Source organism: Streptomyces sp. Act143, assembly GCF_003143935.1.
GTDB lineage: Bacteria > Actinomycetota > Actinomycetes > Streptomycetales > Streptomycetaceae > Streptomyces.
The window spans coordinates 3,022,075-3,042,478 of record NZ_QFRX01000001.1; the positions used below are offsets into that span (position 1 = coordinate 3,022,075).

Sequence of the window (20,404 nt, forward strand, 5' to 3'; positions counted from 1 at the left end):
ATGAGGGGAAGAAACGTGTCTGCACCGCGCCTGAGGGCGACGCCGCTGCCGGGAATCGGGGTCCAGTACGACCTCGTGACCCGCGAACACCGCCATCTGTCCGTGGTGGCGCACCGCGACGGCGCGCGGACGGTGAGCGTGTACCAGGCAGACGACCCCGACTCCTGCGCGCAGTCGCTGCGGCTGACCGGGGCGGAGGCGGGCTCGCTGATCGACGCGCTGAAGCCGTCGCACCACAGCGCGAACCTCCTCTACACCACCGACCTGGGCCTGGTCGCCGAGCGCATCGAGGTCGCGGCGGCCTCGCTCTGGAACGGACGGCTGCTGGGCGAGACCCGGATGCGGACGGAGACGGGCGCCTCGATCGTGGCCGTGCTGCGGCGGGCGGCGGCGATCCCGTCCCCGGCGCCGGACTTCCGGCTCGCGGGCGGGGACACGGTCATCGTCGTCGGCACCCGTGAGGGCGTCGACGCCGCCGCGGCGATACTCGGGCGGGAGTGAGCGGACCGGTGCACTCCGCGGTTCTGTTGATCGAGTTCGGTTCCATCATCCTCGGCCTCGGCCTGCTGGGTCGGTTCGCGGCCCGGTTCCGGCTCTCCCCCATCCCCCTCTACCTGCTGGCCGGGCTGGCCTTCGGCGAGGGCGGGCTGCTGCCGCTCGGCGCGAGCGAGGAGTTCGTCGCGACCGGCGCCGAGATCGGCGTCATCCTGCTCCTGCTGATGCTCGGCCTGGAGTACTCGGCGGGCGACCTGGTCACCAACCTCAAGGCGCACTATCCGTCGGGCCTGGTCGACGCCGCCCTCAACGCCCTGCCGGGAGCGGCGGCCGCGCTGCTGCTGGGCTGGGGCCCGGTGGCCGCGGTGGTCCTGGCGGGCGTCACCTGGATCTCGTCGTCGGGCGTGATCGCGAAGGTCCTCGGCGACCTCGGCCGGGTCGGCAACCGGGAGACCCCGGTGATCCTCAGCGTGCTGGTCCTGGAGGACCTGGCGATGGCCGTGTACCTGCCGATCGTCACCGCGCTGGTGGCGGGCGCGGGGCTGGTGGCCGGGAGCGTGACACTGGCGATCGCACTGGGCGCGGCGGGCCTTGTGCTGTTCGTGGCGGTCCGCTACGGCCGCCTGATCTCGCGCTTCGTGTCGAGCGACGACCCCGAGAAGCTGCTCCTGGTGGTGCTGGGGCTGACGATCCTGGTGGCGGGCGTCGCCCAGCAGCTCCAGGTGTCGGCGGCGGTGGGCGCCTTCCTGGTGGGCATCGCGCTGTCGGGCGAGGTGGCGGAAGGGGCGCACACGCTGCTCAGCCCGCTGCGTGACCTGTTCGCCGCGGTCTTCTTCGTCTTCTTCGGCCTGCACACGGACCCGGCGAGCATTCCGCCGGTGTTGTTGCCCGCCCTCGCGCTGGCGCTGGTCACGGCCGCGACGAAGATCGCCACCGGGTACTGGGCCGCTCGGCGGGCCGGCATCTCCGAGAAAGGGCGCTGGCGGGCCGGTGGGGCACTGGTGGCCCGCGGCGAGTTCTCGATCGTCATCGCGGGCTTGGCGGTCGGCGCCGGCATCGAACCGTCCCTCGGCCCACTCGCCACGGCGTACGTCCTGATCCTGGTCGTCCTCGGCCCCCTGACCGCGCGCTACACGGAACCGCTGGCGTCGAGATGGACCGGGCGGGTCCGCGAGCGGCGGGAGGAGGCGGTGCGGGAGCCGTCCGTGGTCGAGTGAAGGGGGGATGGAAAGCGTCGGTGCTCGGCTGAGGGGGCGGGGGCAGGCTGGCCCGGGGACAGTCAGGTGGGCAGACCTCCGGACAGTCAGGTGGGCAGACCTCCGGACAGTCAGGTGGGCAGACCCCGGCACAGTCAGGTAGGCGGGCCGGGGAAAGTCGGATGGGCAGACCCCGGCACAGTCAGCTAGGCGGTCGGGGAAAGCCGGATGGGCAGACCCCGGGACAGTCAGCTCGGCAGGCCGGGGAAAGCCGGATGGGCAGACCCCGGGACAGTCAGCTCGGCAGGCCGGGGAAAGTCAGGCGGGCAGACCGTGGGCGGCCGGGTCAGGCCACCTCCTCCGGTGCCTGGTCGACGCCGTCCTCCGGCACCCAGCCCTGCCGCCGCAGCACCCCGGACACGTCCGGCGCCTCGTAGTGCTCCCCCTTCAGCACCTTGCCGTCGGCTCGGCGGGCCACACGCCCGTCGGGCCCCAGCTTGGTCATGTTGGAGCGGTGGATCTCGGCGATCACCGCGTCGAGATCGATGCCGTGGACAAGAGCGGTGCCGTACGCGACGTAGACCACATCGGCGAGTTCGTGGGCCAGCCGGTCCAGGGGGCCGTCCACGGACACCTCGGCCACCTCCGCGGCCTCCTCGGCCAGCAGCTCACCGCGGTGGGCACCCAACTCCGGCGACACCCTTGTCGGCGTGCTGCGGGCGTCGAGCCCCATGGCGAGATGGAACGCGCGGACGAGGTCGGCGGGCGAAGAACTCATGACGCGACCCTACCGACCACCACTGACACCACCCGAAGCCCACCGCTCGCCCCCCGCCGCTCACCGCCCACCCTGCCTCCGGCATCGGCACCGGCACCGGCACCGGCACCGGCACCGGCACACCCAACGCCCCCATCCCACCCCCCACCACACCCCCTGTGACCCCCACCCTGGCCAGCACCGCATCCGGCCTGGCAGGATCGCGCGCATGTCCAGCACGTTCCCCCGCATCAGCAGGAGCCGGGCGCTTCAAGGCGCGGCCGCCGGTTTCGTGGCCTTCGGGCTGCTGCTGTGGTGGCTGCTGCCGCTCGGCGAGGAGCCCCCCGGCGGAACGATCACGTTCAGCACGGGCTCGCGCGGCGGCGTCTACGAGGAGTACGGCAAACAGCTCAGCAACGAGTTCGCCAAGGACATGCCCGACCTGAAGGTCGAGCTGAAGACCAGCGCCGGCTCCCAGGACAACGTCTCGCGCGTGGCGTCCGGTGAGGCCGACTTCGCCATCGCGGCGGCCGACGCCGTCGAGACGTACACGCTCGACCACCCGGCCGAAGCCGCCCGGCTGCGCGGTGTCGCGCGGCTCTACGACGACTACGTGCAGCTGATCGTCCCGCCGGGCTCCGACATCCGGTCGGTCGCCGACCTGAAGGGGAAGCGGGTGGCCGTGGGACTGCCCAAGTCGGGAGTGCGGCTGATCGCCGACCGGGTGCTGGAGGCGGCCGGCATCGATCCGGGCAAGGACATCACGGCCCTGCCGTACGGCATCAACGACGCGTCCCAGCTCGGCCACACGTTCGACGCGTTCTTCTGGTCCGGTGGACTGCCGACCCGGGGGCTGCAGACGCTCGCCGCGAGCGAGTCCTTCAAATTCGTGCCGATAGGCAGCAGCCTGATCAGCAAGCTCCACACCCAGGGCGCGGCCACGCGCTACTACCGCCCGACCAACATCCCGGAGTCGACGTACGACGTCCAGGAGGGCTACTCGGTCCCGACGATCGCCGTCTCCAACCTGCTGATCACCCGCAAGGACCTCAACCCCCGCCTCACCGAGTGGCTGACCCGGACCGTCCTGCACAGCAGGGACAAGATCGGCGCCAATGTGCACTCGGCCCAGCTGGTCGATCTGCGCACGGCGATCTACACCTCACCGCTGCAACTCCACGACGGCGCCCGGCGCTACTACCGCTCGGTCAAGCCATAGGCAGCGTGACGCCGAGGCGGCACTACCGCCTGGTCAAGCCATAGCCACCATCACGCCGAAGCGGCACTACCGCTCGTTCCAGCCGTAGCCACCATCACGCCGAGGCGGCACTACCGCTCGTTCCAGCCGTAGCCACCGTCACGCCGAGGCGGCGCTCCGCGGGACCGTCACCGTCACCTTCAAGCCGTGCGGTTGGTGGTGCTCGTAGGAAATCGCGCCCCCACCCGCGGCCAGCAGCGCCCGTGAGATGGACAGACCCAGGCCGGAGCCCTTGATGTTCTGGTGGCGGCCGCTGCGCCAGAAGCGATCGCCCACCCGGGCGAGTTCCTCGTCGGTGAGGCCGGGGCCGTTGTCCCTGACGACGACGCTCACCGTCTCGCCGTTGGAGGAGACCGTCACCTCGACGCGCTCGCCCTCGGGCGTGAACTTCACCGCGTTGTCGATGACCGCGTCCAGCGCGCTGGACAGTGTGACCGGGTCGGCCCATGCGGTGGTCGGCGGGCACTCCCCGACCAGCGTCACACCCTTGGCCTCGGCGGTCGGCGCCCACGCCGCGACGCGTTCCTCCGCCAGCGCGCCGATGTCGGTGACGCGCAGGTCCGCATTGGTGTGTTCGGCCAGGGCGAGGTCGAGCAGGTCGTCCAGGACCTGCGCGAGGCGCTTGCCCTCCGTCTGGACCGAGGCGATCTCCTTGTTGCCCTCGGGGAGTTCGAAGGCGAGCAGTTCGATGCGCAGCAGCAACGCCGCGAGCGGGTTGCGCAGCTGGTGGGAGGCGTCGGCGACGAAGGCGCGCTGCTGCTCCAGGACGTCCTCGACGTTGTCCGCCATCTCGTTGAACGAGTGGGCCAGGCGCCGCAGTTCCGGCGGCCCGCCGGCGGCGGCGACCCTGGACTTCAGGCTGCCGCTCGCGATCGCGTGCGTGGTGGCGTCCAGGACGCGTACGGGCCGCAGCACCCAGCCGGTGAGCCGCAGGGCGGCCCCGACGGCCAGCAGCATCGCGGCCATCAGTCCCGCGCCGATGACCATCCAGTTGTGCAGGATCCGCGAACGCATCTCGCCGGTCGGCGAGTCGGTGACGACGACCGCGACGACGTCACCGTCCCTGATGACCGGGGACGCGACGACGAGCCGGGTGCGCTCCCAGGGCCAGATCTGATGCGGGTTCTGGCTGCGCCGGCTGAGCCGCGCCTCCTCGAACGCCTCGCGCACCTCGCCCGTCTCGGGGAGGAACCAGGTCGCCGGAGCGTTGGCCATGGGTACGTCGGTGCGGTAGAAGACGCCGACGCGGATGTCGTAGACCTCGTAGTAGCTCTCGAGTTCGCTCTCCAGCGTGTCCTGGCGCTCGTCGTCCGGTCCGGTCACGTACTGGGCGAGGGCCGCGAAGTGCGCGGTGTCGTCGATCCGGTCGACGACCACTTTCTGCTGCTGCGCCGAGGCCATGCCGATGCCGAGCGGAATGCCCAGCGCCAGCAGCACGGCCGCCATCAGCACGATGAGCAGCGGGAGGAGTCGTGTGCGCACCCGGGCCCGCTACGAGGAGGGGGCGACGAGCCGGTAGCCGACGCCGCGTACGGTCTCGATGAGGGCCGGCATGCGCAACTTGGCGCGCAGGGAGGCGACGTGGACCTCCAGGGTGCGCCCGGTCCCCTCCCAGCTGGTGCGCCAGACCTCGCTGATGATCTGCTCCCGGCGGAAGACCACGCCCGGGCGCTGGGCCAGCAGGGCGAGGAGGTCGAACTCCTTGCGGGTGAGCTGGACGACGGTGCCGTCGACGCTGACCTGACGGGTCGGCAGCTCGATGTGGACCGGCCCGAGGACCAGCGTGGTGTCGGCACCGCCCGGGGCGTCCTCGTGGGCGGTGCGGCGACTGACGGCGTGGATCCGGGCGAGCAGCTCTCCGGTGTCGTACGGCTTCACCACGTAGTCGTCGGCCCCGAGGTTGAGGCCGTGGATGCGGGAGCGGACGTCGGAGCGGGCGGTGACCATGATCACCGGGGTGCTGGTGCGCTTGCGGATCTTGCCGCAGACCTCGTAACCGTCCTGGTCCGGCAGCCCCAGGTCGAGCAGGACGACGCCGAAGCCGTCGCCTTCCGGGACGAGGGCCTGGAGGGCTTCTTCCCCGCTTCGGGCGTGTGTCACGTCGAACCCGTGCCGGGCCAGCACCGCGGACAGGGCGGCGGCGACGTGATTGTCGTCCTCGACGAGGAGCAGTCTCATCCGGCCCTCCTTCGCTTCATCAGCCGTACGATCTGGTTGTGTACAAAACGCGTGCACGCGCGCGCGTGCACGTTGCAGTCACGCTGATGGAGGAGGACGGCGTCAAGTGGGTTCCGGTTGCGGACCGCTTCCGTTACCCGGCCGATATGCGCCCTGCTCACAACTGCTACGACACGTGTCCGATTGCTATCGGATCGTGATGCTCAGATTCCCCTCAAAGGTAATGACGCAGGTCGCGTGGGGTCACTACTGTCCTCCGAAACCGAGGAGGACGGAGCCCGAGAGCGATGACCGAAGTATCGGTGGCCAAGGAAGATGTGGCCGCAACCGGCGAACTGGTCGTCCTGAAGAGCGTCAACAAGCACTTCGGCGCGTTGCATGTTCTCCAGGACATCGATCTGACGATCGCCCGCGGCGAGGTCGTCGTCGTCATCGGACCCTCCGGGTCCGGCAAGTCGACCCTGTGCCGCACCATCAACCGCCTGGAGACGATCGACTCCGGCACCATCGCCATCGACGGCAAGCCGCTGCCCGCGGAGGGCAAGGAGCTGGCACGGCTGCGGGCCGACGTCGGGATGGTCTTCCAGTCCTTCAACCTCTTCGCGCACAAGACCGTGCTCGAGAACGTGATGCTCGGCCAGATCAAGGTCCGCAAGGCGGACAAGAAGAAGGCCGAGGAGAAGGCCCGGTCCCTGCTCGACCGGGTCGGTGTGGGCAGCCAGGCGGACAAGTACCCCGCTCAGCTCTCCGGCGGCCAGCAGCAGCGCGTCGCCATCGCCCGGGCCCTGGCCATGGACCCCAAGGTCATGCTCTTCGACGAGCCCACCTCTGCGCTCGACCCGGAGATGATCAACGAGGTCCTGGAGGTCATGCAGCAGCTCGCCCGCGACGGCATGACCATGATCGTCGTCACCCACGAGATGGGGTTCGCCCGTTCGGCGGCGAACCGAGTGGTCTTCATGGCGGACGGCCGCATCGTCGAGGAAGCTGTGCCCGACCAGTTCTTCAGCGCTCCGCGCAGCGACCGCGCCAAGGACTTCCTGTCCAAGATCCTGCACCACTGACAGCGACCACAGGCAGGGACCACTGACAGGGACCACCGACAGGGACCGCTGGCAACGATCGCTGACAGCGACCGCCGACAACGACCGCTGACAACGCATCAGACTCGCGTCACCCGCCTCGACGGCTCACATCTCTCATCACACAAAGGATGTTCACCATGAAGCTCCGCAAGGTCACCGCCGCGGCCGCCGCTGCGCTCGTCCTCTCGCTGACCGCGACCGCGTGCGGCGGGGACGACAACGACAGCGACACGGGCTCCGGTTCCGGCGGCGGCGGCAAGATCAAGATCGGCATCAAGTACGACCAGCCCGGTCTCGGCCTCAAGGAGCCCGACGGTTCCTTCTCCGGCTTCGACGTGGACGTGGCGACGTACGTGGCCAAGGAGCTCGGCTACGAACCCAACCAGATCGAGTTCGTCGAGACCAAGAGCGCCGACCGCGAGAACGCGCTGGCCCGCGGTGACGTCAAGTTCATCGCCGCGACCTACTCGATCAACGACGAGCGCAAGCAGAAGGTCGACTTCGCCGGCCCGTACCTGCTGGCCCACCAGGACCTGCTGGTCAAGGCGGACTCCGACATCGCCAAGGGCACCGACCTCAACGGCAAGAACCTGTGCTCGGTGACCGGTTCGACCTCGGCGCAGAACGTCAAGAACGACATCGCACCGAAGGCCAACCTGAAGGAGTACAGCGGCTACTCCGAGTGCATCGCGGCCCTCCAGAGCGGCACCGTCGACGCCGTCACCACCGACGACTCGATCCTCGCCGGCTTCGCCGCCCAGTCCCAGTACAAGGGCAAGTTCAAGCTCGCCGGCCTCAAGCTGAGCAACGAGAACTACGGCATCGGTGTGAAGAAGGGCGACACCGCGACCGTCGACAAGATCAACAAGGCCCTCGAGAAGATGGTCAGCGACAAGTCCTGGGACAAGGCCGTCCAGGACAACTTCGGTCCCGCGAACTACAAGAACGAGCCCGCCCCGAAGATCGGCGTGATCGTCAAGTAAAAGCGCAACGGTCCTCCGGCGCGCCGCCGTCCACCGCGATGTCGGCGGCGGCGCGCCGTGCCGTCCACGTACGCCACCCACCCCGGAAGCGCGGGACATCGTGTTCGACTTTCTCTCCGACTATGACAACCCGACCCTGCTGGGCGCCTTCTGGATGACGGTGAAGCTCACGTTCTTCTCCGGCATCGGCTCCCTGGTCTGGGGCACCCTGCTGGCCGCGATGCGGGTCAGCCCGGTGCCGCTCATGCGTGGGTTCGGCACCGCCTACGTGAACATCGTCCGGAACATCCCCCTGACGGTGATCATCCTGTTCTGCTCGCTGGGTCTCGCGGACATCTTCCACGTGACACTGGGCGCCGCGGACTTCAAGATCCAGGGCTTCCGGCTGGCGATCCTGGGCTTCACCGCCTACACCGCGGCCTTCGTCTGCGAGGCGCTGCGCTCCGGCATCAACACGGTGCCGATGGGCCAGGCCGAGGCGGCCCGCGCGATCGGCCTGAACTTCACCCAGACCCTGCGGCTCATCGTGCTGCCGCAGGCCTTCCGCGCGGTCATCGGCCCGCTGGCCAACGTGCTGATCGCGCTGACCAAGAACACCACCGTGGCCGCCGCGATCGGCGTCGCCGAGGCCGCGTACCTGATGAAGGAAATGATCGAGAACGAGGCTCAGACGCTGCTGATCGGCGGGGTCTTCGCCTTCGGTTTCGTGGTACTGACCCTGCCCACCGGCCTGTTCCTCGGCTGGCTGAGCAAGCGACTGGCGGTGAAGCGATGAGCTCGGTCCTCTACGACACTCCGGGCCCCCGCGCCAAGCGGCGCAATGTGATCCTCTCGGTGGTCTTCGTCGCCCTGATCCTGCTGCTGGCGTGGTGGGTCTGGTCGGCGCTGGACGACAAGGGCCAGCTGGAGTGGTCCCTGTGGAAGCCGTTCACCCAGTCGGAGGCCTGGACGACCTACCTCCTGCCGGGCCTCGGCGAGACCCTCAAGGCGGCGGCGCTCGCCATGGTGATCGCCCTCCCGCTCGGCGCGGTCTTCGGCATCGCCCGCCTCTCGGACCACCGCTGGGTGCGAGGTGTGGCCGGCACGGTGGTCGAGTTCTTCCGCGCCATCCCGGTCCTGCTGCTGATGCTGTTCGCCAACGAGGTCTACGCCCGCTCGACGGACGTCGGCACCGAGAACCGGCCGCTCTACGCGGTCGTCACCGGCCTGGTGCTCTACAACGCCGCGGTCCTCGCCGAGGTCGTCCGGGCCGGCATCCTCGCGCTGCCCAAGGGGCAGACGGAGGCGGCCCAGGCGATCGGCCTGCGCAAGAGCCAGACGATGACCCTGATCCTGCTTCCGCAGGCGGTCACCGCGATGCTCCCGGCCATCGTCAGCCAGCTCGTCGTCATCGTGAAGGACACCGCACTCGGCGGCGTCATGATCGGCTTCACCGAGCTGCTCAGCGAGCGCGCGACCCTCGCGGCGAACTACGCCAACGTCATCCAGAGCTTCGTCGTCGTGGCGATCATCTACATCATCGTCAACTTCCTCCTCACCAGCTTCGCGAGCTGGCTGGAGAAGCGGCTGCGGCGCAGCAAGAAGAGCACGGGCGCGGTGCTCGGCGCCGATGACGTCGACGACATCAACGCCGGAGAGGTCGGCGGCAGCTTCGCGACCGGAGCCTCCGCCTGACGTTCCGTCAACCGCATGGCTGACGTCCCGTCAAGTGACAGGTGGGACACGGAGGGCAGCGGCATGATCGCCACTGCCCTCCGTCACTTGACGCAAGCACCGGCAATGGGTTGCATACGTTCTGTGATCGTGCACCCTGCTCCAACCCTCTGTTCACCCACGTCCCCCAGGACGCCGCGACGGGCAGGGGGCGCCTCGCCGTGGACCCGGTGATCATCGTCGGAGCGGGGCCCGTCGGGCTCACGCTCGCCCTCGCCCTGGCCCGTCAGGACGTACCGTCCGTCGTCCTGGACGAGGGCCCCGGCAAGGACGAACCCCGCCTGGCCCGCACGGCCGTGCTCCGCGAGGACACCGCCGCCCTGATCGAGCGGTTGACCGGCGTCGCGCTCGACGGGGTCGGCTGCCACTGGGCCGGATGGCGGTCGTTGCGCCGCAAGCAGGTGATGCGCGAGGTCGCTTTCGACGACCCGGCGGAACCGGCGCCCCTGCACATCGCCCAGCACGTCCTGACCGGCCTGCTGCGCGAGGCTCTCGCCGACGAACGCCTCGTCAAACTCGCCGTCGACAGCCGTCTCGACTCGGTCGAGCAGGAGGTCTCCGGCGTCACCGCCCACACCCGCGGCCCCCAGGGCACCTGGTGGCGCGGCAGTTTCCTGGTCGGCTGCGACGGCCCGCGCTCCACGGTCCGCAAACTCCAGGACATCCGCTTCCCCGGCCGCACCGCGGTGGAGCGGCACGCCGTCGCCGCGCTGCGCACGGAACTTCCGTGGGAGGGCCAGGCGTTGCTCCATCGGATGCCACCGTGGCGCACGTCCGGACCGTCGGCCGGAGAGGTCACCGCGCGCCCGCTGCCGGACGGGGTGTGGCGCCTGGACTGGCTGCTGCCGCCGGGCAAGGACCTGGTCACGCCCGAGCTGCTGGTGTCCCGCGTCCGGGAGACCCTCACCGGCTGGACAGGCGGCCCGACACCGTCGTACGACCTCCTCGACACCGGCGTGCACACCGTCCACCACCGTCTCGCGCGGCGCTGGCGGCTCGGCCGGGTCTTTCTCGCCGGGGACGCGGCGCATCTGCTCGGCGCGCTCGGCACCCAGGGGCTGGACGAAGGGCTCAGGGACGCCGACAACCTCGCCTGGAAACTGGCGCTCGCCTGGCACCACGGCCCGCACGAGGCGCTCCTCGACAGCTACCAGGCCGAGCGGCGCGCGGTCGTCGCCGCCCGGCTGCGCGCCGCCGACCAGGCCCTGCCGCTGCTGCGCGGCGGAGGCGGACTGCGCGCCTACGTCCCCGGCTCGGCCCGGGGCCACGACGCGCTGCTCGCCGACGGCCATCTGGGGCGCGGCGCCCTGGGTGCGCCGGGGGCGTACGCCGGCTCCCCGCTGGCGCCCCAGCACCTGGAGGCCGAGGCGCCCGTCGACACGGCTCCGGGCGCGCCGGTCGCCGATGTACGCGTCACCGCCGAGGACGGTTCGTTCGTACGACTCCGGGACCGGCTCGGCCGCGGGGCGCTGCTCGTCGTACTGATCGCGCCGGGGACCGGTGTGTGGGACCGCAAGCACTGGGTGACGGCCGGCGTCATGCCGCGCCTCGCGGCCGCGGTGACGGCGCTGCCGCACCCCGCCGAGCTGCTGGTCGCGGAGAGTTACCCCGGGGCGGCGGCGCACAGCGTCCTCCTGGTACGCCCCGACGGCCACCTCGTGACCGCGCTGAGCGGAGTCCGGCCCGCCGACCTGTACGCGGCGGCGGAGGCGACGGTGGGCGGACCGACACGGACGGAGGCCGAGGCCGGGTCGCGCTGAGACGGGGTCGCGCTGGGGCGGGATCCCGCTGAGGCGTGCTCCGGGCGGGGGCGCCCAGGGGGGTGCCGGGGGCCGGGGTGGCCGGGAGCTGGGTGTCCGTGGATGCCGAAGGGTGCCGGAGGGTGCCGGGGGAATCGTGTGCGGTGTCGGTCATGGTGCGGAGTTCGCACGAGCGTGCGTTCCACATAGTGACGGTGAGTTGACCGTTCTGCACCGTCATGCTGTACTCCGCACCATGACCGACACCTGTGTGCGCCTGTGGCGGAGGGTCCATATGGACCTGGTCCGCTACGCGGGCTGCGTGTGTCGTCCGTCCTGCTGATTCGCCTCCCCTTCTCCGCGCGTGCCGTGCCCGTGGTGCCGTCGCGCGCATTCCGCGAACGCTCTTCAGGACGGTTCCCGTGTCTGTCTCCCCCGCTCCCGTTTCCCCCGCAGTGTCGGCGGCGCCCACGCAGGCCGGCCTTCTCGCCTTCGTACGACGCACAGCCGCCGACACCGAGTTGATCTCCGCCCTCCCGCTCGACCCGGAGGGTCGCACCTGGGTACGTCTGGAGGGGCCCGGCGGCAGTGAGGCGTGGCTGATCGGCTGGCCACCCGGCACGGGCACCGGCTGGCACGATCACGCCGAGTCCGTCGGCGCCTTCGTGACGGCCGCCGGCGAGCTCAAGGAGAACTCGCTGGCCGCCCGGCTGCCCGCCGACGGCTGGCGGACCCTGGAACTCACCGACGGCGTGGACAGGGAACGACGGCTGTCGGCCGGCAAGGGACGCTCCTTCGGGCAGCACCACGTCCACGAGGTGCTCAACGAGGCTCCGGACGAGCACGCGATCTCGGTCCACGCCTACTACCCGCCCCTGCCGCAGATCCGCCGCTACAGCCGCGCCGGGCAGATCCTGCGCCTGGAGCACGTGGAGCGTCCGGAGGACTGGCAGTGAGCGGAACACCCGAACACCCCGTCGGCATCGACGAGTTGCTGGAGCAGGTACGCGACGGCTACGACCGGGTCGAGGCGCGGGAGGCATACGACGCCGCCCGGCGCGGCGAGGCACTGCTGGTGGACATCCGCTACGCCGCCCTGCGCGACCGGGACGGACTGATCCCCGGCGCGCTTGTCGTCGAGCGCAACGAACTGGAGTGGCGCCTCGATCCGCGCGGCAGCCATCGCGCCCCCGAGGCGACGAGCCACGACCTGCGGGTCGTGGTGATCTGCAACGAGGGCTACGCCTCCAGCCTGGCGGCCGCATCCCTGCACCGGTTGGGGTTGCACCGGGCCACGGACCTGGTGGGAGGGTTCCAGGCCTGGCGGGCATCGGGGTTGCCGGTGACGCCGGTCGCCGACGTCCGCGATACCGCCGAGGCGACCGAGGCGGCTCAGCGGATGTCGGGGCCGCAGTAGAGCGGGGCCGTGTCGGGGGTGGCTTGGAGCGCCATGTCGGGGTGCCTTGCAGCGCCATGTGACGTTGCTTTTGCCGGCCGGAGGGGGTTGCTCCGGGCCGCCCCAAGTCCCCTCGACGCCGGCCTCAGACCGCCCTGGCCTACCTCAAACCCCCGGAACCCGCCTCAGAACCCCTCCCCCTCCAAGAACTCCGTCTCCTGGCCCTCCTCTTCGAGCGCCTGACGCACCACTCGCAGCGCCATGCCCTCGGGATACCCCTTGCGGGCGAGCATCCCCGCGAGGCGGCGCAGCCGTTTGTCCCGGTCGAGGCCACGCGTGGCACGCAGCTTGCGGTCGACCAGCTCCCGCGCGGTCGCCTCCTCCTGCTCGGAGTCGAGCTGTGAGACGGCTGCCTCGATGAGCGTGGAGTCCACGCCCTTGGTCCGCAGCTCCTGGGCGAGCGCACGCCGGGCGAGCCCCCGGCCGTGGTGCCGGGACTCCACCCAGGCGTCGGCGAACGCACTGTCGTTGATCAGTCCGACCTCCTCGAACCGCGACAGCACCTCCTCCGCCGCCTCGTCCGGAATCCCCTTCTTGCTCAGGGCGTCCGCGAGTTGCTTGCGGGTGCGCGGGGTCCCGGTCAGCAGGCGCAGACAGATCGCCCGCGCCCGCTCGACCGGGTCCGCTGAAGGCTCCCCCTTCTCGGCCCTCGACGAGGAAGGGGTACCTCCGTCCTCGGCGGACGGGTCTCCGGACGGTTCGCCGCGCGACTCTCCGAAGCCACGCCGACGGCGCCCACGTCCCCCGCGTGAGCCACCCTCGCCGCGTGTCCCCCTGCCGCCGCGGCGTGAGCCGCCGTCGGCGGTGCCGGTTCCGTAGGCGGAAACGCCCTCCGGCCACTCGTCGCCGACCGACATGCCCTCGCCCGGCGCGCCGTCCGGCATGCCGCCGCCGTACTCCCCGTCCGTGCCGTACGGCGGCGCGCCGCCATGTCCCCCGTGACTGTCCTGGGCCGCTGCGGCGCCACCGGCACCCCTGCCCCGGTCGCGCGGAGCGTCCGGGTAGGCGTACTCGGCCCAGTCGGTTCGCCGTGTCACCGCATCAGCTCTTGGCTGCGGCGGCCTTGGTCTTGGCCGTCTTGGCCGCCGCCGGTGCGGGAACCGTCTTCGCGGCGTCGTCCGCGGGGGTGGCGACCGCCGCGTCCGCGCCCGGCTCTGTGGTGGGCTCCTCGGGACGGACGCCGACGCCCAGCTTCTCCTTGATCTTCTTCTCGATCTCGTTGGCGAGGTCGGGGTTGTCCTTCAGGAAGTTGCGGGCGTTCTCCTTGCCCTGGCCGAGCTGGTCGCCCTCGTACGTGTACCAGGCGCCGGCCTTGCGCACGAAGCCGTGCTCCACGCCCATGTCGATCAGGCCGCCCTCGCGGCTGATGCCCTGGCCGTAGAGGATGTCGAACTCGGCCTGCTTGAAGGGCGGCGCGACCTTGTTCTTGACGACCTTGACTCGGGTGCGGTTACCGACCGCCTCCGTGCCGTCCTTCAGGGTCTCGATGCGGCGGATGTCGATACGCACCGAGGCGTAGAACTTCAGCGCGCGGCCACCGGTCGTGGTCTCCGGGGAGCCGAACATCACGCCGATCTTCTCGCGGAGCTGGTTGATGAAGATCGCGGTGGTCTTGGACTGGTTGAGCGCGCTGGTGATCTTCCGCAGGGCCTGGCTCATCAGCCGGGCCTGGAGGCCGACGTGGCTGTCGCCCATCTCGCCCTCGATCTCCGCGCGCGGGACGAGCGCGGCGACGGAGTCGATGACGATGAGGTCGAGGGCGCCGGAGCGGACCAGCATGTCCACGATCTCCAGGGCCTGCTCGCCGTTGTCCGGCTGGGAGAGGATCAGGTTGTCGATGTCGACGCCGAGCTTGCGCGCGTACTCGGGGTCGAGGGCGTGCTCCGCGTCCACGAAGGCGACCTGGCCGCCGGCCTTCTGGGCGTTGGCCACCGCGTGCAGGGTCAGTGTGGTCTTACCGGACGACTCCGGTCCGTAGATCTCGACGACACGGCCGCGCGGCAGGCCGCCGACGCCGAGGGCCACGTCGAGCGCGGTCGACCCGGTCGGGATGACCTCGATGGGCTCCTTCGACCGCTCGCCCATGCGCATGACCGCGCCCTTGCCGAATTGCCGTTCAATCTGTGCGAGCGCGGCATCCAGGGCCTTCTCGCGGTCGGTTCCTGCCATGGGTTCCACCCGATTTGCTTGAGTCGATCGCTTCACGTGAAAGACGCTAACGCCTGCCACTGACAATGGGCCCCGACGCCCGTCCGGCCTGTGGATAACTCGGGCACTTATCTACCTGAACCGTGCCGAAATGCCCACCGTGGGTCCTTCTCGGGCCTCGCCCGCGCCTCCATGAGAATGGATGTTCGATTTTCGTGTCAAGCGCACCACGCGGCACCGAGCGGCTCTTCCGAGCCTACGTCCGAGGCCCGACAGCGACCGGGATTCCGAACCGCGTTTCCGAGCCTCCGTGCCTGCGACTCCCCCACACGTCCGGCCCTCCGCCCTTCCGACTCCCCCTCACGTCCACCCCTCCGCGCCTCCCATACCTGCCGCCATGGCCACCTACGACACCCTCGGCACGGCATACGCCCGGCCCCGCCGTCCCGATTGCCGCATCGCCGCGCAGATCCACGCCGCGCTCGGGGACGCCACGGACGTGGTCAACATCGGGGCGGGCGCCGGTTCCTACGCGCCTCCCCAGACGGTCCTCGCGGTCGAACCCAGCCGCGTCTTGATCGACCAGCGCCCGGCGGGAGCCGCACCAGCCGTGCAGGCCGTCGCGGAGAGCCTCCCGTTACGCGACAACGCCGCAGACACCGTCATGGCCCTGCTGACCGTGCGCCCCTGGACGGACCCTGCGCACCGAGATCAGCGAACTGCGCAGGCTACGACGACCTGAGAACCGGCCGTTGACGCACGCGCTGTGCCGAGTCGCTCACCCGCGAGGCGATCGACGTCGGGTACCGGATGGCCGTGGCCGACCGGCGTCTGTCACCCACCGCCTAGGAGCCGGTACCGCCCTGGGGGTCCCGGTCCTCCGATCGCCGTGACCAGAGATCGCGCGCCCGCTTGAACAGGCCGGACTCCGGCACCTGTCGCCGGTGGCCGTGCACGCGCGGGTCGTCCGTGACGTCGTACCGCTTCACGTACGCCCCCAGGAACGCCTGGAGCGTGGCGACCGCCGGGATGGCGATCAGCGCGCCGACGGCGCCGAGGAGGGCCGTGCCGGCGATGACCGAACCGAAAGCGACGGCGGGGTGGACGTCGACGGTCTTCGAGGTCAGCTTGGGCTGGAGCATGTAGTTCTCGAACTGCTGGTAGACCACGACGAAGATCAGCACCCACAGCGCATACCAGGGATCGACGGTGAACGCGATCAGCATCGGCAGGGCACCCGCGAGATACGTGCCGATGGTCGGGATGAACTGCGAGACCAGACCCACCCAGACGGCGAGCACGGGCGCGTTGGGCACCTCCAGCGCCTGCAACAGGATGTAGTGGGCGATGCCGGAGATCAGCGCCATCACACCACGCGAGTACAGATAGCCGCCGGTCTTGTCGACCGCGATCTCCCAGGCGCGCAGCACCTCGGCCTGCCGGGCGGGCGGCAGGACGGAGCAGAGCGCGCGGCGCAGTCGCGGGCCGTCCGCGGCGAAGTAGAACGAGAACAGTGTGATCGTCAGCAGTTGGAAGAGGCCCCCGAGGACCTGGGCGGACAGGTCCAGGACACCGGTGGCGCTGTTCTGCACGTAGTTGCGCAGCCAGTCGGACTTGAGCAGGCCCTCCTGGACGTCGATCCGCTTCAGATCGGTGTGGAAGTGCGTGTTGATCCAGCTGATGACGGAGTCGATGTAGTCGGGGAAGTCCTCGACGATCTTGATGATCTGCCCCGCGAGCATCGACCCGAGCAGGGTGATGAACCCGGCGGACACGATCATCACGGCGAGGAAGACGAGGAAGGTGCCGACCCCCCGGCGTATGCCGCGCGACGCCATCCAGCTCACCGCGGGTTCGATGGCCAGGGCCAGGAAGAACGCGATGAGGATGTTGATCAACAGTCCGGTGAGCTGGTGGAAGGCCCATGTGCTCAGCTGGAAGGCGGCATAGAGACCGAGGGTGAGCACCACTGCACGCGGCAGCCAGCGCGGCATGCGCGCGTTCGCCCCGGCGACGCCGTCAGCCGGGGGCCGGGCGGGCGGCGTCGTACCGAACGGGGAAGCGTGCTGGGGGACCTCGTCGGTCTCGTCAGTGGGTGCCACGGTGCAAGTTTCGCCTACCCCGCTGACAATCCGCTGCCACCCTGCGATCTTCGTGACCCGTCAGCGCTCCACCTGTGGCACGTTCATGACCGGCGGGCACTCGTCCCGCGGCACGCGCATGACTCGTCAACGCTTCTCTTCGGGCACGTTCATGACGCCGCACACCACGCGCCACACGTCCTTGGCGTCCCAGCCGGCGTCCAGCGCCTCGTACACCGTGCGCCCACCGAGCTCCGCCATGACGTGGTCGCGCGCGAAGGAGTCGTCGTACCCCGGACCGAAATGGTCCGCCATCCGCTGCCAGAAGACCGTCAACCGCATGCCTCCAGTATCCCGCCCCTGAGGGTGGGCCTCGGCCGGTACCGCTTGCCGAGACCGCTTTCCGCCCTACGGTCTGTCGCATGGCCGAAACAGGAGCTTCCCCACTCCCCCCGACGCCCCCGGCGCACTCCCCGCTCTTCCGCGCCGAGCACTTCGTCTGGCTCACCGCGCGCGTGCTGGAACAGCGCCGCTTCGCCCACCACTTCCTGCACGGCGAAGCCGACCCGGTGGAGACCGCGCTGGACGCCTACCGCAACGAGGACGGCGGGTACGGCCATGCGCTGGAGCCCGATCTGCGCGGCCCGGTCAGCCAGCCCCTGCACACCGAGCACGCCCTCCGTGTCCTGGACGCCATCGGGCGCTGCGGCGGCCAACGGGTGGAGCGCGTCTGCCGCTATCTGACGTCGGTCTCCACCGCGGACGGCGCCCTGCCTACGGTCCGTCCCGGCCAACGCGGCTACCCCACGGCCCCCTCCATCCCGATCCTGGACGAGCCGCCCAGCGCGCTCCTCGCGACCGGCCCGGTCGTCGGTCTGCTGCACCGCAACGAGGTGTGGCACGCCTGGCTGTTCCGCGCCACGGACTTCTGCTGGCAGGCCGTCGAGTCCCTGCGGGAGTCCCACCCCTACGAGATCCAGGCCGCCGTGGCCTTCCTGGACTCCGCTCCCGACCGCCCACGCGCGGAGGCCGCCGCGGACCGGCTGGGCCGCTTGGTGCGCGAAACCCGACTGGCGGTCCTGAACCCGGGGCACCTCGACAGCCACCCGGTCCCTCCCGGCTACGCCCCGGGCGAGCACCACTTCCCGCACGACTACGCCAGGACGCCGTACTCGCTCGCGCGCGCGTGGTTCACGGACGAGGAGATGGAGCGCTCCTTGGACTTCCTGGCAGCCGCGCAGCAGGAGGACGGCGGCTGGCCGATGCGCCGACGCCCCTGGACGCCCGGCGCCGCGCTGGAAGCCCGCCCCATGGTGACGATCGAGGCGCTGCGCACGCTCAGGGCGTACGGCCGCTCGATCGGCTGAGCTCACCCGCCGACGGCTCGGACGCCCGCCGTCACCACCACGGCCGCCGCGACGACGAGCAGGAAGGGCGCACGCAGCACGAGCGCCACCGCCGCAGCGGCGACCCCCGCGAGCCTCGCGTCCAGCACCAGCTCACGTCCGTCGGCGAAGGTCTGCTGTGCGGTGAGGGCGGCCAGCAGGGCAACCGGCAGCAGCGCGGCCAGCCGCCGTACCAGAGGCCGCTCCAGGGCGCCCGCGGGAACGAGCAGCCCGGCAAGCTTGACGGCGTAACAACCCACGGCCGTGACACCGATCGCGATCCAGACGTTCACCGTTCCCCCTGACGCCCCTGACGACGGCGCTCTACCCGCCCCTGATGTCCCTGCCGACGGCCCTCCGCCCACAGCACGACGGGAGCCGCGAGGGCGGCCGCCAGAACGGGGACCCCGGCGGGCAGCACGGGCAGCAGCCCGAGCCCCAGCAGCACGGCGAGGCCGGCGGCGGACCGCTCGGTGGTGCTCTTCAGCATCGGCGCGAGCAGCGCCAGGAACACGGCGGGCCCGGCGGCGTCGATCCCCCAGGCGTCGGTGTCTCCGACGGCCTCGGCACCCAGCGCGCCCAGCAGGGTGGTGAGGTTCCACAGCACGTACAGGCTGAGCCCGGTGACCGCGAACCCGATCCGCACCTGCCGCGGCCCGGTCTGGGCCAGCGCGACGGCCGCCGTCTCGTCGATCACCCACTGGGCGGCGAACGGCCGCACCGCGCGCGGAAGGGCCAGCAGCTGCGACAGCCGAAGTCCGTAGAAGGCGTTGCGCACACCGAGGAAGAACGCCCCGGCGGCCGCGGTCAAGGGATTGCCCCCGGCGGCCAGCGCCCCCACGAGGGCGAACTGGGACGCCCCGGTGAACACCAGAAGGCTGAGCGCACACGTCTGCAACAGCGTGAGCCCGCTCCCCGCCGAGGTCACCCCGAAGGCGAACCCGGAGAGCCCTACGGCAACCCCGACCCCGAGGGCGTCCCGTACGACGGCGGCATCCGCCTTCCCTCCACCACCGGCGCGTATGCCTCCGAAAGCGGTCTGTCCCGCAGCCGTCTGTTCTTCCGCTGTCTGTTCTTCCGCTGTCTGTTCTTCCGCTGTCCGTTCTGCCACGCGTCGGACGCTAGAAGGTTCCCGACCGCACGTCTTGTACGTTCTTGCGCTCGCGCTGATAGGCCCCCGGAGGCACGCCGACGATCCGCGCGAAGTGCCGATTCAGATGCGGCTGATCGGTGAACCCCACGGCAACGGCGGCCTCCGCCGGCGACGTGCCCCCGTCCAGGAGGAGCCGGGCGCGGCGCACGCGCGCGTCGGTGAGCCAGGCGTGCGGCGGCATCCCGTACATGTCCCGGAAGGCCCGCAACAACGCGAACGACCCGACACCGAGCTCCTGCGCCAGGCCGTCCAGGCTCGGCGGCTCGGCCATCCGTTCCTCCAGCACCTCACGCGCGCGTACCGCCATCCGCGCCCCCGCCGTCCGGACCTCCCGCTGCGGCAGCGGCCCACCGTTGAGCCGCAGCAAGCGGGTCACGGCGACCCTGAGCAGCGTGTCGGCGGCCAGGGCGTTGCCCTCGTCGGCGGCCCGCAGTACCTGGTGCACCAGACCGACGCTGTACGGATCGTCGACGACCGGGGCGACGAATCCCGGCGTCCCCCGTAGGGACGTGGTCTCGGCGGCGATCCCGGCCACGACCTCGGGCGACGGATACACGGCCCCGTACCGCCACCCCTCGGGAACTCCGGCCCGCCCGGTGTGCGGCGTGTCCGGATCGACCAGCGCAAGCGCCCCGGCCCCCGCGTACCGATCGGCGCCCCGGTAGTGAAAGACCTCCACACCGTCCGCGATGGCGGCGATCACGAAGTTCTCATGCGTGTGCCGCACAAAGTTCTTCCGCACATACCGGGCCCGCAGCAGATCGACGCCGGGCAACT

General features: G+C 70.6%; 22 protein-coding genes and 1 pseudogene. 13 read left to right on the forward strand and 10 right to left on the reverse strand.

Translation table 11 applies throughout. From position 1 onward, the window contains the following. Positions 1–15 precede the first annotated feature (15 nt). A complete protein-coding gene (locus tag DI272_RS13425) occupies positions 16–501 on the forward strand; it encodes a cation:proton antiporter regulatory subunit (RefSeq protein WP_109495604.1) in 486 nt (161 codons plus the stop codon). An 8-nt stretch (positions 502–509) separates the two neighbouring features. Continuing rightward, positions 510–1,712, forward strand: coding sequence for a cation:proton antiporter (locus DI272_RS13430; RefSeq protein ID WP_109495605.1), 1,203 nt, complete (start codon positions 510–512; stop codon positions 1,710–1,712). A gap of 325 nt (positions 1,713–2,037) precedes the next feature. Here the strand turns inward: DI272_RS13430 and DI272_RS13435 are convergent, their stop codons facing one another. Then, entirely contained in the window at positions 2,038–2,469 is a 432-nt protein-coding gene (locus DI272_RS13435) for a MazG nucleotide pyrophosphohydrolase domain-containing protein (protein ID WP_109495606.1), read from the reverse strand. Positions 2,470–2,677: 208 nt separating this feature from the next. Here DI272_RS13435 and DI272_RS13440 point away from each other — a divergent pair, with 208 nt between their 5' ends. After that, positions 2,678–3,667, forward strand: coding sequence for a TAXI family TRAP transporter solute-binding subunit (locus DI272_RS13440; protein WP_109495607.1), 990 nt, complete (start codon positions 2,678–2,680; stop codon positions 3,665–3,667). A gap of 138 nt (positions 3,668–3,805) precedes the next feature. Here DI272_RS13440 and DI272_RS13445 read toward each other — a convergent pair whose 3' ends face one another. Both DI272_RS13445 and DI272_RS13450 read right to left on the reverse strand, forming a co-directional pair. Beyond that, the gene (locus DI272_RS13445) at positions 3,806–5,188 is read right to left on the reverse strand and encodes a HAMP domain-containing sensor histidine kinase (RefSeq protein ID WP_109495608.1); all 1,383 of its coding nucleotides are present in this window, start codon (positions 5,186–5,188) and stop codon (positions 3,806–3,808) included. 9 nt (positions 5,189–5,197) lie between these two features. Then, positions 5,198–5,884, reverse strand: a complete 687-nt coding sequence (locus tag DI272_RS13450; protein ID WP_109495609.1) for a response regulator transcription factor — start codon at positions 5,882–5,884, stop codon at positions 5,198–5,200. Between the two features lie 287 nt (positions 5,885–6,171). Here DI272_RS13450 and DI272_RS13455 point away from each other — a divergent pair, with 287 nt between their 5' ends. The 8 genes from DI272_RS13455 (at position 6,172) to DI272_RS13485 (ending at position 12,821) form a co-directional block, all read left to right on the forward strand. Next, entirely contained in the window at positions 6,172–6,948 is a 777-nt protein-coding gene (locus tag DI272_RS13455) for an amino acid ABC transporter ATP-binding protein (protein ID WP_109495610.1), read from the forward strand. 158 nt (positions 6,949–7,106) lie between these two features. Continuing rightward, positions 7,107–7,952, forward strand: a complete 846-nt coding sequence (locus tag DI272_RS13460; protein ID WP_181387179.1) for a glutamate ABC transporter substrate-binding protein — start codon at positions 7,107–7,109, stop codon at positions 7,950–7,952. Between the two features lie 100 nt (positions 7,953–8,052). Continuing rightward, complete coding sequence (locus DI272_RS13465; RefSeq protein ID WP_109495612.1) at positions 8,053–8,727, forward strand: amino acid ABC transporter permease; 675 nt, start codon at positions 8,053–8,055, stop codon at positions 8,725–8,727. Beyond that, entirely contained in the window at positions 8,724–9,626 is a 903-nt protein-coding gene (locus DI272_RS13470) for an amino acid ABC transporter permease (RefSeq protein WP_109495613.1), read from the forward strand. The genes DI272_RS13465 and DI272_RS13470 overlap by 4 nt, the downstream gene beginning before the upstream one ends. Before the next feature lie 200 nt (positions 9,627–9,826). After that, positions 9,827–11,425 carry an FAD-dependent monooxygenase gene (locus tag DI272_RS13475; RefSeq protein WP_109495614.1) on the forward strand — a complete coding sequence of 533 codons (1,599 nt, stop codon included), beginning with the start codon at positions 9,827–9,829 and terminating at the stop codon, positions 11,423–11,425. A 235-nt stretch (positions 11,426–11,660) separates the two neighbouring features. Beyond that, positions 11,661–11,747 carry a putative leader peptide gene (locus DI272_RS46205; protein ID WP_313960178.1) on the forward strand — a complete coding sequence of 29 codons (87 nt, stop codon included), beginning with the start codon at positions 11,661–11,663 and terminating at the stop codon, positions 11,745–11,747. Positions 11,748–11,826: 79 nt separating this feature from the next. Further along, positions 11,827–12,360 carry a cysteine dioxygenase gene (locus DI272_RS13480; RefSeq protein ID WP_109495615.1) on the forward strand — a complete coding sequence of 178 codons (534 nt, stop codon included), beginning with the start codon at positions 11,827–11,829 and terminating at the stop codon, positions 12,358–12,360. After that, positions 12,357–12,821 carry a rhodanese-like domain-containing protein gene (locus tag DI272_RS13485; RefSeq protein ID WP_109495616.1) on the forward strand — a complete coding sequence of 155 codons (465 nt, stop codon included), beginning with the start codon at positions 12,357–12,359 and terminating at the stop codon, positions 12,819–12,821. The genes DI272_RS13480 and DI272_RS13485 overlap by 4 nt, the downstream gene beginning before the upstream one ends. A gap of 164 nt (positions 12,822–12,985) precedes the next feature. Here DI272_RS13485 and recX read toward each other — a convergent pair whose 3' ends face one another. Together recX and recA are read right to left on the reverse strand one after the other, a co-directional pair. Next, a complete protein-coding gene (recX, locus tag DI272_RS13490) occupies positions 12,986–13,897 on the reverse strand; it encodes a recombination regulator RecX (RefSeq protein ID WP_109495617.1) in 912 nt (303 codons plus the stop codon). A gap of 4 nt (positions 13,898–13,901) precedes the next feature. Continuing rightward, the gene (gene recA / locus DI272_RS13495; RefSeq protein WP_109495618.1) at positions 13,902–15,029 is read right to left on the reverse strand and encodes a recombinase RecA; all 1,128 of its coding nucleotides are present in this window, start codon (positions 15,027–15,029) and stop codon (positions 13,902–13,904) included. Positions 15,030–15,405: 376 nt separating this feature from the next. Here recA and DI272_RS13500 point away from each other — a divergent pair, with 376 nt between their 5' ends. Continuing rightward, a complete protein-coding gene (locus DI272_RS13500; RefSeq protein ID WP_258314545.1) occupies positions 15,406–15,750 on the forward strand; it encodes a class I SAM-dependent methyltransferase in 345 nt (114 codons plus the stop codon). Between the two features lie 103 nt (positions 15,751–15,853). Here the strand turns inward: DI272_RS13500 and DI272_RS13505 are convergent, their stop codons facing one another. Next, positions 15,854–17,110, reverse strand: coding sequence for an AI-2E family transporter (locus DI272_RS13505; RefSeq protein WP_109495619.1), 1,257 nt, complete (start codon positions 17,108–17,110; stop codon positions 15,854–15,856). 126 nt (positions 17,111–17,236) lie between these two features. Next, the gene (locus tag DI272_RS13510; protein WP_109495620.1) at positions 17,237–17,431 is read right to left on the reverse strand and encodes a DUF3046 domain-containing protein; all 195 of its coding nucleotides are present in this window, start codon (positions 17,429–17,431) and stop codon (positions 17,237–17,239) included. Between the two features lie 80 nt (positions 17,432–17,511). On the opposite strand from DI272_RS13510, the gene DI272_RS13515 reads away from it, so the two are divergent. After that, complete coding sequence (locus DI272_RS13515) at positions 17,512–18,456, forward strand: hypothetical protein (protein ID WP_109495621.1); 945 nt, start codon at positions 17,512–17,514, stop codon at positions 18,454–18,456. Between the two features lie 2 nt (positions 18,457–18,458). Here the strand turns inward: DI272_RS13515 and DI272_RS13520 are convergent, their stop codons facing one another. The 3 genes and pseudogenes from DI272_RS13520 to DI272_RS13530 form a co-directional block, all read right to left on the reverse strand. Next, positions 18,459–18,767 carry an AzlD domain-containing protein gene (locus DI272_RS13520; protein ID WP_109495622.1) on the reverse strand — a complete coding sequence of 103 codons (309 nt, stop codon included), beginning with the start codon at positions 18,765–18,767 and terminating at the stop codon, positions 18,459–18,461. Beyond that, on the reverse strand, positions 18,764–19,498 hold the full coding sequence (locus DI272_RS13525; protein ID WP_109500823.1) for an AzlC family ABC transporter permease: 735 nt from the start codon (positions 19,496–19,498) through the stop codon (positions 18,764–18,766). The genes DI272_RS13520 and DI272_RS13525 overlap by 4 nt, the downstream gene beginning before the upstream one ends. Further along, a pseudogene (locus DI272_RS13530) lies at positions 19,426–20,404 on the reverse strand (AraC family transcriptional regulator); the annotation flags it as partial. The pseudogene DI272_RS13530 and the gene DI272_RS13525, both read right to left, overlap by 73 nt.

Excerpts from the sequence above, each read along its gene's own strand:
- DI272_RS13435 (WP_109495606.1), bottom strand. The coding sequence starts at position 2,469 with ATGAGTTCTTCGCCCGCCGACCTCGTCCGCGCGTTCCATCTCGCCATG.
- DI272_RS13440 (WP_109495607.1), top strand. The coding sequence starts at position 2,678 with ATGTCCAGCACGTTCCCCCGCATCAGCAGGAGCCGGGCGCTTCAAGGC.
- DI272_RS13450 (WP_109495609.1), bottom strand. The coding sequence starts at position 5,884 with ATGAGACTGCTCCTCGTCGAGGACGACAATCACGTCGCCGCCGCCCTG.
- DI272_RS13455 (WP_109495610.1), top strand. The coding sequence starts at position 6,172 with ATGACCGAAGTATCGGTGGCCAAGGAAGATGTGGCCGCAACCGGCGAA.
- DI272_RS13460 (WP_181387179.1), top strand. The coding sequence starts at position 7,107 with ATGAAGCTCCGCAAGGTCACCGCCGCGGCCGCCGCTGCGCTCGTCCTC.
- DI272_RS13470 (WP_109495613.1), top strand. The coding sequence starts at position 8,724 with ATGAGCTCGGTCCTCTACGACACTCCGGGCCCCCGCGCCAAGCGGCGC.
- DI272_RS46205 (WP_313960178.1), top strand. The coding sequence starts at position 11,661 with ATGACCGACACCTGTGTGCGCCTGTGGCGGAGGGTCCATATGGACCTG.
- recA (WP_109495618.1), bottom strand. The coding sequence starts at position 15,029 with ATGGCAGGAACCGACCGCGAGAAGGCCCTGGATGCCGCGCTCGCACAG.
- DI272_RS13500 (WP_258314545.1), top strand. The coding sequence starts at position 15,406 with ATGGCCACCTACGACACCCTCGGCACGGCATACGCCCGGCCCCGCCGT.
- DI272_RS13510 (WP_109495620.1), bottom strand. The coding sequence starts at position 17,431 with ATGCGGTTGACGGTCTTCTGGCAGCGGATGGCGGACCATTTCGGTCCG.
- DI272_RS13515 (WP_109495621.1), top strand. The coding sequence starts at position 17,512 with ATGGCCGAAACAGGAGCTTCCCCACTCCCCCCGACGCCCCCGGCGCAC.